The organism is Streptomyces sp. NPDC088350 (assembly GCF_044753545.1).
Classification (GTDB): domain Bacteria; phylum Actinomycetota; class Actinomycetes; order Streptomycetales; family Streptomycetaceae; genus Streptomyces.
This window is the reverse complement of the sequence record NZ_JBIVNL010000020.1, coordinates 128,058-142,851: the sequence shown is the minus strand read 5'-3', so window position 1 is coordinate 142,851 and position 14,794 is coordinate 128,058. Positions and strand designations below refer to the sequence as shown.

General features: G+C 72.9%; 1 protein-coding gene (running past one end of the window). It reads right to left on the bottom strand.

Annotation, left to right across the window (positions count from 1 at the left end):
- Window positions 1–14,794, bottom strand: partial view of a non-ribosomal peptide synthase/polyketide synthase gene (locus ACIQBL_RS45430; RefSeq protein ID WP_401954199.1) — the 5' portion only. Its footprint begins 4,286 nt before the window's first position; only the first 14,794 of its 19,080 coding nucleotides appear in the window; it begins with the start codon at window positions 14,792–14,794; its stop codon lies off the left edge, out of view.

The window sequence follows — 14,794 nt, the reverse complement described above, 5'->3', positions numbered from 1 at the left end:
CCAGTTCGCCGCCCAGTCGGCGCTGTTGCGGGATGACCGCGAGGGTCGCCCCCTGGAGCAGCGCCATGCACCATTCCCAACCGAAGGTGTCGAAGCTCGCCGAGGCGAACTGCGCCACCCGGTGCCCGGCGCCCACACCGATCCCCTGGGCGTGGCCTGCCGCCAGGTCGGCGAATCCGGCGTGCGACACCAGGACGCCCTTGGGCTTTCCGGTCGAGCCCGACGTGTACACCACGTACGCCGGATGGGAGGTCTTCAGCGGCGCGGTTCTGTCGTGGTCGGTGAGGTCGTGGTCCGGCGCTGTGGCGAGTTCGGCCGCCAGCCCGGGCTCGGCGTCGGTGAGGACCGGGACGCCGATCAGCGTCGGCAGATCGTCGGCGCTCTCGGCGGAGGCGATGACCACCGCCGGGCGGGCGTCCCGCAACATGTAGTCGATCCGTTGGGCCGGGTAGGAAGGGTCGACCATCAGATAGGCGGCCCCGGCCTTGAGGATCCCCAGCAAGGCCGTCATCAGGCCGGTGCCGCGCTCCATCACGACCGCCACCACCGACTCGGGCCCCGCGCCACGGGCGGCCAGGACCCGGGCCAGCCGGTTCGCCCGTGCGTTCAGCTCCCGGTAGGTCACCGCAGTGCCCCCGGACATCAGCGCGACCGCGTCCGGGTACTGCGCCACCTGTGCTCCGAACAGATCCGGCAGCGTGGCCGACGGCACGTTCTGGACGTTGCCGCTCCAGGTGCCGAGCACCTGCCGCCGTTCGGCACCGGACAGGATGTCCAGCCGGCTCAGCCGGACTTGCGGCGAGACGGCGACGGCGGCCAGGAGCCGGGCGAAGCGCTCGCTGATCGCGGCGGCGCCGGCCGGGTCGAACAGGTCAGCCGAGGCGGTGAGTTGGCCGCGCAGCCCGTCCGGACTGCCAGGTGCTTCGGCCAGGCTCAGCTCCAGGTCGAACCGGGACATCCCGGCTCCGGTCGGCAGCGCACTTCCCTGTACGCCGGGCAGGTCGAGCGTGGCGGGGTCGTTGTTCTGCAGGGTGAGGTTGACCTGGAACAACGGATGCCGTCCCATCGACCGGTCCGGCGCCAAGAGCTCCACCAGCCGCTCGAACGGCACGTCCTGATGCTCCAGCGCACCCAGCCAGAACTCCCGCACCCGCCCCAGCAACCCAGTGAACTCCGGATCGCCGGACACATCCGTCCGCAACACCAACGTATTGACGAAGAACCCCACCAGATCATCCAGTGCAGCATCCGTCCGACCCGCGACACCCGTACCGACCGGAATGTCCTCCCCCGCACCCAACTTCGACAGCAACACCGCCAGCGCCGCCTGCAACACCATGAACAGCGTCACACCCTCACGACGCGCCAACGCCGCCAACCCAGCGTGCACATCCGCGGGAATCGCAAGCCGCACCACGTGCCCACGATGGCTCCCCACCGCCGACCGCGGCCGATCGACAGGCAACACCAACTCCACCGGCGCACCCTCGAGCGCACCACGCCACCACGCCACCTGCTGGGACTGCACGCTCTCCGCGTCGTCCTCGTCGCCCAGCAACTCCCGCTGCCACAGCGCGTAGTCCGCGTACTGCACCGGCAACCGACCCCACCCCGGCACCCCACCCCGCACCCGCGCCGCATACGCGACACTCACATCCCGCGCCAAAACCCCCGTCGACCACCCATCCGTCGCAATGTGATGCAACACCAACACCAACACATGCTCATCAGGCCCCACCGAGAGCAACCGCGCCCGCAACGGAATCTCTACGGAGAGGTCGAACAGGCTTCCGGCCGTGTCGGCTATCGCGTCGTCGACGCCCTCGTCGGTGGTCTGCGCCGTTTCCAGCCGCCAGTCCAGCTCTTCGGTGCCCAGGATCCGCTGGTACGGCTTGCCGTCGACGGCGGGGAAGACCGTACGGAGCACCTCGTGTCTGGCGATGACGTCGTCGAAGGCCGCACCGAGGGCTGCGACGTCGAGTGTCCCTGCGAGCCGCACTACCACCACGTTGTTGTAGGTGGCGGACGGCCCCTCCAACTGGGCGATGAACCAGAGCCGTTGCTGGGCGAACGACAACGGCACCCGCTCCGGCCGTTGCCGCACCGCGAGCGCCAGCCTGGCCTGGTCGGCCTGCCCGAGGACGGTGGCCAGGCCGGCGGGGGTCGGTGTATCGAACACGGCACGAACCCGAAGGTCGGCGCCCATGACCGCGCGGATCCGGGAGACCAGCCGGGTTGCCAGCAGCGAGTGGCCGCCGAGGTCGAAGAAGCTGTCGTCAGGACCGGCCGAATCCACCCTGAGCACGTCGGCGAACACCGCGCGCAGCATCTCTTCCCGCACCGAGGCAGAACGGCCGCCCGTCGGCGCTGCCGGGTACTGCGGAACGGGCAGGGCCGCCTTGTCGAGCTTCCCGTTCGGGGTCCTCGGCAGTGCCGGCAGGATCGTGATCGCCGCGGGGACCATGTACGTGGGCAGCCGGGCGGCCGCGTGGTCGCGAACGGCTGCGGCGAGACCCTCGCCGCCGCCTTCGGCGGAAACGACGTAGCCGACGAGCCGGGGCTCACCGGCCCCGTCCGTCAGAACCGTCACGGCCGCGTCGGACACGTGCGGGTATGCGGCGAGCACGGACTGGACCTCGCCGGGCTCGATCCGGAATCCCCGGATCTTGACCTGCTCGTCGGCCCGGCCCACGAATGCCAGCTGCCCCTGCGGTGTCCATTTCACCAGGTCGCCGGTCCGGTACATCCGCTCCCCTGCCGGCCCGAACGGGCAGGCCGTGAACCGCTCGGCCGTGAGCGCGGACCGGCCCGCATAACCGCGCGCGAGCTGCGCACCCGCCAGGTACAGCTCGCCCGCCACACCCACCGGCACAGGTTCCAGCCGCCGGTCGAGCACATGGCACCGGGTGTTGGCGTTCGGCGACCCGACCGGGGGTGCCTGCCCGTTGACGGTCCCGACGTCGCCGGTCGTCACCATGACCGCGGCCTCGGTCGGGCCGTAGGTGTTCACCAGCCGTCGGCCACCCTGCCAGCGGCGGGCCAGCTCCGCGGTCAGCAGTTCCGCGCCGGTCAGCACCACGGCCAACTCCGGCACCGCGCCGGGAGCCAGCACGCTCAGCAGCGACGGCACCACGCTGGCCGCCCGGACCGCGGTGGCGCGGATCATCCCGGCGAGCAGTTCGGGATCCGACCGCTCCGCCGCGGTCGCCACCGCGAGCGTCCCACCGCTGGCGAGGACCACCGCCATGTCGAGTACCGACGCGTCGAAACTGAACGACGCGAATTGCAGCACCGGCCCGGGACCCGCATCGCCCAGCACCGGCCCGACCGATGCCACCAGGTTCGCCAGCGCCCCGTGGCCGACCCCGACGCCCTTCGGGGTGCCCGTCGATCCGGAGGTGTAGATCAGATAGGCCAGCTGGTCCGTGGCGGGTCGTCGCACCGGGACGGGCACGGTCTCCGGCGCGGGGTCGTCGATCAGGACCGTGGCGGGGACCGCCGTCGGCAGGTCACTCGCCTGGCACCGCGTGGTGACCACCACCACTGCGTGGCTGTCGGCCAGCATGAACGCCAACCGGTGTGCCGGGTAGTCCGGGTCCAGCGGCACGTACGCCGCCCCGGCCAGCCAGGCGGCGAGCACCGCGGTGACCATCGCCGTGCCGCGCGGCAGGAACAGACCCACCACCGACTCCGGGCCCGCTCCGGCCTCGGCCAGCCGGCCGGCCAGCCGGGTCGCCCGCACCGCCAGCTCGGCGTAGCTGATCCGCTCGTCGCCGCAGGTCACCGCCACCGCGTCGGGGCACCGGGCGGCCTGCGCCACGAACAGTTCGGGCACCGGCGCCGCCGGCGGTGTCGCGCTGCCGTTCCATCCGGCCAGCAGCTGCCGCCTGTCCTCGTCCCCCAGTACCGGCACGTCGCGCAACGGCGTGTCAGGCGCCTCTTCCAGCGCGGTCACCAGGCCGCTGATCGCGTTGTGCATCAGGTCGCACACCTGCTCCGGCCGGGCCGCGGCAATCGCGTCGGTCACGATGCCGAAGCCGGTGCCGGTGTCGTTGACCGCGACGGTGACCGGGTAGTTGGTGCCCATCCGGTGCCGCAGAATCTCGATGCCGTCGAGGCTTCCGGTGAGAGCGGCCCGTTGCCGGCTGTGCCGGAAGTTGAACAGGGAGCTGAACAGCGGCGTCGGCGGTCGGACGCCACTGGCCTGCTGGGCGAGGGCCAGCGGTGCGTGCTCGTGGGCGAGCAGGCCGGCCAGCTGGGAGCGCGTCGCGGCCACCGCCTCGGCGAGGGTCGGCGTGGCGGTGGCCACCCGGACCGGCAGGGTGTTCATGAAGGGGCCGAGCACCCGGTCCGCACCGCGGCCACTCTGCATCCGGCCGAACAGCACCGTGCCGAACACCACGTCGTCGCGCCCGGCCAGCGCCGCCAACACCCGCGCCCACGCCAGATGGCAGAGCACGGCCGGGCTCGTCCCGAACGCCCGGGCCCGCTCCCGCAGCCGTACCGCCAGGTCCGAATCCATCGCGAGCCGGGCCTGCTCAAGCGCGGCGCCGTTCCCGCGGGTGTCGAGCAGCCCGAACGGGGCCGTCGGCTCGGTGATATCGGCGAGCAGTTCGGTGAAGAACCGCTCGTGCTCCTCCCGCGGCACACCCAACCGGGCCTGCGCCACGAAGTCACGGAACGGCAGCGGCTCGGCGAGCCCGTCCGCCCCCCCACCCAGCATCGCCGCGATCTCGCCGAGCATCACTTCCTGGCTGGTGTGGTCGAGCACCAGGTGGTGCGCCTGCAGCAGCGCCAGCCACCGGCCGGTCCCGGGCTCGGCGCAGGTGTGCACCCGCAGCAACGGTGCCCGCCCGAGGTCCATCCACGGCCCGGCGGCGGCCACCAGCCGGGCCACCGGATCGGCGCCCTCGTCGACGGCCACCTCGGTGACCGGTATCTCGACGCGCCGCCACACCACCTGGACCGGCTCGGCGAGCCCCTGCCAGGCGACCGAGGTCCGGTAGATGTCGTGGCGGTTCACCACGCGCCGCAGCGAGGTCAGGAAGTCGCCCAGGCGTTCCCGCGAGTCGAACCGCAGGACCGACGACGACAGGTACGCGTCATCGCCCTCGCTGGTCAGCAGGTGATGGAAGAACATGCCCTCCTGCAGCGGCGCCAGCGGATAGATGTCGGCCACGTTGGCCGCTCCTCCATCCACCTGCGCGGTGATCCCCGCGATCTCCGCCTCGGTCAGCTCCGCCAGCGGCACCATCTCGGGTGTGATCGTCTCTGCCCCGGGCGGGATCAGGTTCGGGGGCGGCGTGACCTCGGTGGAGGCCGCCGCCACGGCCAGGCCGGCCGGGGTCGGCGACTCGAAGAGCACCCGCACCGCGATCTTGATCCCGAGCTCCCGCAGCCGGCCCGCCAGGATGACGGCCATCAGTGAGTGCCCGCCGAGGGCGAAGAAGTTGTCGTCGGGACCTACCCGCCGTACGCCCAGCACCTCGGCGAAGGCGGCGCAGAGTATCTCCTCGGTCGGCGACTCAGGCTCCCTGGCTTCCGCCTGGCCCTCGTAGGCGGGAGCGGGCAGCGCCTTGCGGTCCAGCTTCCCGTTCGAGGTCAGCGGCAGCCCGTCCAGGACGACCAGGGCGGCGGGGAGCATGTGCCCGGGGAGCCGGGCGGCGAGGTGGTCGCGCACCCGCGCCGCCAGGTCCGCGTCGGCACAGTCCGGCGCGGGGACCAGATACCCGACCAGCCGCCGGTCCCCCGGGGTGTCCTCACGTACCGTCACCGCGGCCCTGGCGACCTGGGGATGGCTCGCCAGCACCGCCTGCACCTCTCCCGGCTCGACCCGGTACCCGCGGATCTTCACCTGGTCGTCAGCCCGGCCGCAGAACACCAGCTCGCCGTCCGGCGTCCACTTCGCCCGGTCACCGGTGCGGTACATCCGCTGCCCCGCACCGCCGAACGGGCCGGCGACGAACCGTTCGGCGGTCAGCCCGGCGCGGCCGAGGTAGCCGCGGGCCAGGCCCTCGCCGGCGATGTACAGCTCGCCCGGCGTACCGGCCGGAGCCGGCTCCAGCCAGTTGTCGAGGACGTAGCAGCGGGTGTTCCCGAACGGCGTCCCGATCGGCACTGTCCCGCCGGTTCGTATCGACAGCGGGGCGGCGGTCGCTCCGATCGTGGCCTCGGTCGGCCCGTAGTGGTTGAACGCCCTGACCTCGGTATGGGCCCGCAGCTCACGGGCCAGCTGTGGCGGTACGGCCTCGCCGCCGAGCACCACCGACGTGCGGGGCAGTATCCGCTCGAGTCCGCCGGCCGCCGCCAGCGCCGCCAGGTGCGACGGCACCGCCTTCAGGTAGTCCACGGCACGCGACGCCATGAATCCGGCCACCGTCTCCGGGTCGGTCACGACGGCCTGGTCCAGGACGTGCAGCACACCGCCCGAGACCAGTGAGCCGTACATGATCGTGTTCCCCAGGTCGGTGACCGGCGCCTGCAGCAGCGCGTAGCGGCCCGCGCCCAGCCCGACCCGGCCGGGCGCGGACTGCAGGTAGTTCGCCAGCGCGCCGTTCGTCACCCCGACCCGCTTCGGCACCCCGCTGGAACCCGAGGTGTACATGACGTAGGCCAGTTGCTCGGGGTGCGGCCACCGCGGCAGAACAGCGGTGGCCGGGCCCTCCTCGGCGGTGGTGAGGACAGGAAGCCCGCCCGTGCCGGCCACGGTGCCCGACTCGGTGATCACACAGGTCACCCCGGCGTCGGCGAGCAGGAACGCGACCCGCTCCGCCGGGTACGCCGGATCGACCGGCAGGTACGCGGCCCCTGCCCTCAGTACCGCAAGCAGCGCCGTCACCAGCGCCCCGCCGCTGCCCAGCAGCACCCCCACCACCGACTCCGGACCGACGCCGCGGGCCACGAGCGCCCTCGCCAGCCGGTCCGCGCGGGCCGTCAGCTCGGCGTAGCTGAGCCAGGTATCCCCGGTGCACACCGCCACCGCGTCCGGGATGCGGGCGGCCTGCGCCTCGATCAGCTCGGGCACCATGCGCTGCGGCAGCGGCCGGGCCGTGTCGTTCCAGCCGGTCACCGCCTGCCACCGCTCCGTCTCGTCGATGACCCGCAGCTCGTGCAGACGCGAGTGCGGGCCGGCTCCGACCGCCGCCAGCAACCGCCCCAGCCGGGCCGCGATCACCGTCGCCGTGCCGGGGTCGAACAGGTCGGCGGCCACCGTCACCGTGCCGCGCAGCCCGGCGGGGACACCTGCCTCGGCGAAGGTCTCACCCATGATCACGTGCAGGTCGTACCTGGCCGGCCGTTCGCCTGTCGGCAGTTCGCTCACGTCCACACCGGGCAGCTCCAGCACCGCAGGTGCGGTGTTGTGCAGGGTGAGCATCACCTGGAACAGCGGGGGGCGGCCGGTCACCCGGTCCGGCGCCAGCAGCTCCACCAGGCGCTCGAACGGCACGTCCTGATGCTCCAGTGCGCCCAGCCAGAACTCCCGCACCCGGCCCAGCAGCGCGGTGAACCGCGGATCGCCGGACACGTCGGTACGCAGCACCAGGTTGTTCACGAAGAAACCCACCAGGTCGTCCAGCGCCGAGTCCGTCCGCCCCGCCACCGGGGTGCCGACCGGAATGTCGTCCCCCGCACCGAGCCGGCTCAGCAGCACCGCCAGGGCGGACTGCAGCACCATGAACAGAGTCACGCCCTGCTCGCGGGCCAGCCGGGCCAGCGCGGCATGCACGTCCGCGGGGATGTCGACCGGCATGGTGTGCCCCTCGTGGCCGGCGATCACCGGGCGGGGCCGGTCGGCGGGCAGCGGGAGGTCCGGCGGCGCGCCGTCCAGGGCCTCGCGCCACCACGCCGCCTGCCGGGACAGCAGGCTCCGCGGATCCTCCTCGTCGCCCAGCAGCTCCCGCTGCCACAGCGCGTAGTCCGCGTACTGCACCGGCAGCCGGTCCCACCGTGGCGCTTCACCCGCCCGCCGCGCCGCGTACGCCGTGCCGATGTCGCGGGCCAGGACCCCCGTCGACCAGGCGTCACCGGCGATGTGGTGCAGCACCACCACCAGCACGTGCTCGCCCGGTGCGGCAGCGATCAGGCGCGCCCGCAACGGAATCTGCGTCGCCAGGTCGAAGCCCTGCGCGGCCGACTGCCGCACCATCGGGGCGACCTCTGTCCCCCTGGCCTGCGTCCGGTCCAGCGGCCGGCCCAGTTCGTCGGGGCGCAGGATGTGCTGGAACGGCAGCCCGTCACTGACCGGGAACACCGTCCGCAGCACCTCGTGGCGGCCGATCGCGTCACCCAGCGCGGCCTCCAGCGCGGCGACGTCCAGCTCGCCCACCAGCCGGAGAGCCACCACATTGTTGTACGTCGCGGACGGCCCCTCGAGCTGCCCGATGAACCACAGCCGCTGCTGGGCGTACGACAGCGGCACCCGCTCCGGCCGCTCCCTGGCGACAAGCGGCGACCGCGCCGGGTCCGCCCGCTCCGCCAGGGCCGCCAGCCCGGCCGGGGTCGGGGCCTCGAACACCTCCCGCACCGTCAGCTCGACGCCCAGGACCGACCGGATCCGCGAGCCCAGCCGCACGGCGAGCAGTGAATGGCCGCCCAGCGCGAAGAAGCTGTCCTGCGGACCGACGTTCGGCACGCCGAGGATGTCGGCGAAGATCTGGCACAGCAGCTCCTCGCGCACCGTGGCCGGAGCCCGGCCCTCGCCCGTCGGAGAGTGGTCGGGGACCGGCAGCGCCTTCCGGTTCAGCTTCCCGTTCGCCGTCAGCGGCAGTTCCCCGAGCACGACCACGGCTGCGGGGACCATGTAGTCCGGCAACCGTTCCGCCGCGTGTTCGCGCACCGCCGACGGGAGGGTGCCGCCGGTCTCTCCCCCGGCCGGAACCACATAGGCGACCAGCCGTCTGTCCCCTGGCCGGTCCTCCCTGACCGTCACCACCGCCTGGCCCACTCCCGGGGTTCCGGCCAGCACCGCGGCGACCTCTCCCGGTTCGATGCGGAACCCCCGGATCTTCACCTGGTCATCGATCCGGCCGGCGAACTCCAGCTGCCCGCCGGGCAGCCACCGCACCAGGTCTCCGGTCCGGTACATCCGCTCGCCCCGCCCGCCGAACGGACACGCGACGAACCGTTCCGCCGTCAGCGCCGTGCGGCCCAGGTAACCGCGTGCCAGCCCGGCGCCCGCCAGGTACAGCTCACCCACCACGCCCACCGGCGCCGGGCACAGCCACTGGTCCAGCACATACGCCCGGGTGTTGGCGATGGGCGCGCCGATCGGCGGGTTGTCAGCAGTGTCGGTGCACGCCCATGCGGTGGAGTCGACCGAGGTTTCCGTCGGGCCGTAGAGGTTGTGCAGGCCCGCCGCGTACGTTCTGGCGAAGCGCTGGGCGAGTCTCCCCGGGAGCGCCTCACCACTGCAGACGACCCGGCGCAGGCTCCCGTGTCCGGCCGGGTCGGCCACGTTCAGGAACGCCTCCAGCATGGACGGGACGAAGTGCGCCGTGGTGACCGCGGCCGAGGCGATGAGGCCGGACAGGTACGACGGGTCCTGGTGTCCGCCCGGCCTGGCGAGGACCAGCTGAGCGCCCTGCAGCAGTGGCCAGAACAGCTCCCACACCGAGACATCGAAACTGACCGGGGTCTTCTGCAGCACCCGGTCGTCGGCGGCCAGCCCGTACTCGGCCTGCATCCAGGCCAGCCGGTTGACGATGCCCGCGTGGGGGACGGCCACGCCCTTCGGCGTGCCGGTCGAGCCCGAGGTGTAGATGACGTAGGCGGGGTGCTGCCGCCGGGCCGGCGTGGTGCGCTCGCCCTGGCTCAGGTTCCCCGGCGCGAGGTCCGTGTCGGCCCACAGCTCGTCCAGGAGGAGGGGTGTCCTCCCCGCCGTCGGCAGCCGGGTGGACAGGTCGCCCGTGGTGAGGGTGCAGGCGGGGTCGGCGTCGGCGAGCATGAAGGCGATCCGCTCGCTCGGGTACCCCGGATCCACCGGCAGGTAGGCGGCCCCGGTCTTCAGCACGGCCAGCAGCGCGCAGATCAACTCGCTGGAGCGCTCCAGCACCACCGCCACGACCTGCTCCGGGCCGGCCCCTCGCGCCACCAGGGCTCGGGCCAGCCGGTTCGCGCGGGCGTTCAGCTCCGCATAGCTCAGCCGCACCTCCCCACAGACGGTCGCCACCGCATCGGGTGTCCGCGCCACCTGCGCCTCGACCAGCTCCGCGAGCGTCCCCTCGGGCACCGGCGCCGCAGTGTCGTTCCAGCGTGAGACGACCTGGTCCCGCTCGGCCTGACGCAACGGCGCGAGCTGGTGCGGCCGGACCCGCGGATCCACGGCGACCGCCGCCAGGATCCCGGCCAGCCGCTCACCGATGTCCGCGGCGGCATCCTCGTCGAACAGGTCCGCGGCGACGGTCACCGACCCGGTCAGGCCGGCGGGCTCGCCCTGCTCGCCGAATGCCTCCCGCAGCGCGACGTCGACGTCGAACCGGGCGGCACCGGTGCCGACCGGCAGCCTGGTGGCCCGCACGCCCTGCAGATCCAGCACCGCCGGGGCGTTGTTCTGCACGGTCAGCAGCACCTGGAACAGCGGATGCCGAGCCGGCGACCGCTCCGGCGCCAGCACGTCCACCAGCCGCTCGAACGGCACGTCCTGCCGCTCCAGCGCGCCCAGCCAGAACTCCCGCACCCGGCCGAGCAGTTCCGCGAAGTCCGGGTTCCCGGAAAGATCGGTCCGCAGCACCAGCGTGTTGACGAAACACCCCACCAGGCCCTCGGTGCCGGTGTCGGTCCGCCCGGCCACCACGGTGCCCACCGGGATGTCGGTCCCCGCGCCCAGCTTCGACAGCAGTATCGCCAGCGCCGCCTGCGCCACCATGAACAGCGTCACGCCCTCCTGGCGCGCCAGCTCGGCGAGCCGGGCATGCACCTCCGCAGGGACCTCCAGCGTGCGGCGGTGTCCCCGGTAGCCGGCCGCCTCCGGGCGGGGCCGCTCGGTGGGCAGTGTCAGTTCGGCCGGCGCGCCGTCCAGCGCGTCCCGCCACCAGGCCACCTGCCGCGCCAGCAGGCTCTCCGGGTCGTCCTCGTCCCCCAGCAGGTCGCGCTGCCACAGCGTGTAGTCCGCGTACTGCACCGGCAGCCGGTCCCAGGCCGGCTCCCGGCCGTGCAGGTGTGCCGCGTACGCGGCACTGACCTCCCTGGCGAGCACGTCGGCCGACCAGCCGTCGGTGGCGATGTGGTGCATCACCAGCACCAGTACGTGCTCGTCCGACGCGGTGGCGAACAGGTTCGCCCGCAACGGGATCTCCGCCGCCAGGTCGAACGGACGCCCCGCCAGCTCGGCGACGGACCCGGCCAGGTCCGCCCCGGCCAAGCCGGTGACCGGCAGCTCCCACTCAAGCCCGCCGGGCTCCAGGACGCGCTGGTACGGCTGCCCGTCGACGGCGGGGAACACGGTGCGCATCACCTCATGGCGGGCGATCACGTCGTTCAGCGCCGCGCCCAGCGCCGACACGTCCAGCTCACCCTCCAGACGCACCGCCACCACATCGTTGTAGGGCGCGTTCGGCCCCTCGAACTGCGCGATGAACCACAACCTCAGCTGGGCGAACGACAACGGCAGCCGCTCGTGGCGCTCCCGGGCGGCCAACGACGCCCGCGCCGGGCCCGCCCCCGCCAGGCGCCCGGCCAGCCGCGCCGGGGTGGGCGCCTCGAACAGCACCCGCACCGGTACTTCAACGCCGAGTACCGCGCGGAGCCTGCCGACCAACCGCACCGCCAGCAGCGAGTGGCCGCCCAGGTCGAAGAAACTCTCGTCGGGCCCGACCCGCTCCAACTCCAGCACCTGTGCGTACGCACCGCACAGGAGCTCCTCGACGGCGGTGGCGGGCGCCCGGTCACCGGCCGCGCCACCGGCGTGGCTCGGTGCCCGCAGGGCGGAGTGGTCGACCTTGCCGTTGCCGGTCAGCGGGATGGCGGGGATGGCCACTACCGCCGCGGGCACCATGTGGTCGGGCAGCCGCGCCGCGGCGTACTCGCGCACCGTCACGGCCAGCCCGGCACCGTCGTCGCCGGCCGGGACGACATAGCCGACCAGCGCCGTTCCGCCCGGCGCGTCCCGGCGGACGGTCACCACCGCCCGCTCCACGGACGGGTGCCCGGCCAGCACCGCCTCGACCTCTCCCGGCTCCACCCTGAACCCGCGGATCTTCACCTGACCGTCCGCCCGGCCACGGAACTCCAGCCGGCCGTCCCCCGGCCCCTCCGCCCACCGGACCACGTCACCGGTCCGGTACATCCGCTCCCCTGGCCCGCCGAACGGGCAGGCCACAAACCGCTCGGCGGTCAGCCCCGGCCGCCCGACATACCCTCGGGCCAGCTGTACCCCGGCCAGGTAGAGCTCGCCATCGGCGCCGACCGGCACCGGTTGCAGGTCGTCGTCGAGCACGTACGCACGGGATCCCGCCAGCGGTGATCCGATGGGCGCTGCCCGGCCCTGGCCCACCGGCTCGGCCAGGGCCGCCGTGGTCACACCGACCGTGGTCTCGGTGGGGCCGTAGTGGTTGAACACCCCGCGCTCACCGGCCGCCGTCACCAGCCGCACCAGCCAGTCCGTCGGTGCCGCCTCCCCGCCGAGCACCAGCGACCTGCCCGGCAGCACCTCCGCCAGCCCGGCGCCCGTGCCGAGCGCCGACAGGTGCCCCGGAACCGCCTTCAGGTAGTCGATCCCGGCGGTCGCCATGAACCGCGCCATCCCCACCGGGTTCGTCGCCACCCCGTCAGCGGGGAAGTGCAGCTGCCCACCGCTGGCCAGCGACGTGAAGATCGCCGTGTTCCCCAGGTCGGTCGCCTGGCCCTGCAGCACCGCGTACCGGCCACCGGGCGTGCCCCAGCCCACCCGGCCGGCCACCGCCGCCACATAGGCGGCCAGTCCTTGCTGCGTCACCCCCACGCCCTTGGGGCGGCCCGTCGACCCGGACGTGTACATCACGTAGGCCAGCCGCCCGCCGTGGGCACCGGCCGGTGCCGGTGGTTCGGCCGGAAGCGCCGCCGTCCGGGGATCGTCCAGTACGACCACGCGTGCCCGCCCCATCGGCAGCTCGTCGGCCACCGCCGGACTCGCCAGCACCACGGCCGCGCGGCTGTCGGCCAGCATGAACGCCATCCGCTCCGCCGGGTACTCCGGATCCAGCGGAAGGTACGCGCCCCCGGCCCGCCACACCGCCAGCATCGCCGCGACGAAGTCGTCTCCCCGTTCCAGGCACAGGCCCACCACCGACTCCGGCCCCACCCCGAGGGTCCGCAGGTGGTTCGTCAGCCGGTTCGCCCGGGCGTCCAGCTCGCCGTAGGTCACCCGGACGTCGTCGCTCACCAGCGCGACCGAGTCCGGCGCCTGTGCCGCGCGCTCGGTGAACAGCTCCGGCACCGGAGTGATCGCCTCCATGGCGCCTGTGTCGTTCCACGTCTGAAGCACCAGTCGGCGCTCGGCCGGATCGAGCAGGTCGACGCGCGCGATCGGGTCGGTGGGATCGGCGGTCGCGAGCTGGTCCGCCGCGGTCAGGAATCGCCGGCAGACCCGCCGCGCCTCCGTCTCGTCATGGCGGGCACGGTTCATCTCGACGACGGTGTGCAGGCCACCGCTGCCGCCGTACTGGCCGAACACGTCGATCTTCAGGTTCTCGGCGGGAGCGCTGCGGAGGCCGTTGCGGACGACCTGGCAGTCGCCGAACCGGACGGGCTGACCGCCGGTCATGACATTGACGATGAGGTCGTAGAGCGACTGACCGCCCACCCGCTGCAGGTCACGGGCGATGTCGTGGTACTGGTAGCGCTGGTGGGGCAGTGCGCCCTGGACCGCCAAGTGGGTTTGCCGGGCGATTTCCCCGATCGTCGTCTCCGGCAGTACCTGGAGCCGGATCGGCAGGATGTTCGCGGTCATCGCCGGGATCCGGAGTTCCCGCATGCGGGTACGGCCGCTGGCCGAAACGCCCAGGACCATGTCCCTCGCGCCCGTGGCCCGGTGGTGGTAGGCGGCGGCGGCACCGATCATCAGGCCCGCGAAACTGGTCCGGAACCGCTTCACGGCCGCGCGCAACGTGGCGACGGCCTCCGGGGCGGTCTCCGCGCCGTGGACCACCGGCTCGCCCGCGATCAGGTGGCCTTGATCCGTTCCCTCGGCTTCCCGGTGGGAGAGCTCACCGAGCGTGTCCCGCCAGTATTCCTGGTCACGGCCGAGCGCGGCCGAGCCGCGGTAGGCGTGTTCCGCGTCCAGCAGCACGTGCAGCGGTTCGAGGGCCTCCGCGGACGGATCGGCACCCTGCCCCAGCGCGTCGTAGACCTGGGACAGTCTGGAGGCGAACTGCGTCAGGCCGTTCCCGTCCACCGCGATATGGTGCGACCGCTGGTACCAGACATACCGGCCGGACGCAAGGGTGAAGAGGGCATGAAGGCTCAGCGGCCCGCTGATGAGGTCTGTCGGGCGCTCCAGGTCCGACCACATCCAGGCCTGCGCCGCCGCCATGGGATCGGGCCGATCACTGAGGTCGACGGCATATACCGGGCAATCCGCCGGGTCCACGAGATACTGCCGCGGGCTTCCTCCCGCCACCGTGAAGCACAGCCGGTAGGCCTCCGCCTCGGCCACGGTGCGGCGCAGAGCCTGGACCAAGCGCGATGCGTCGAGTTCACCGCGAATCTCGGTGTACTCGGCAACGTTGTAGGCCGCGCTCTCCGGAGCGAGCTGCTGCGCGTACCAGATACCGAGCTGACCTGACATCAGGTCCCACGGTCCTATGTCGGACGCACCCAT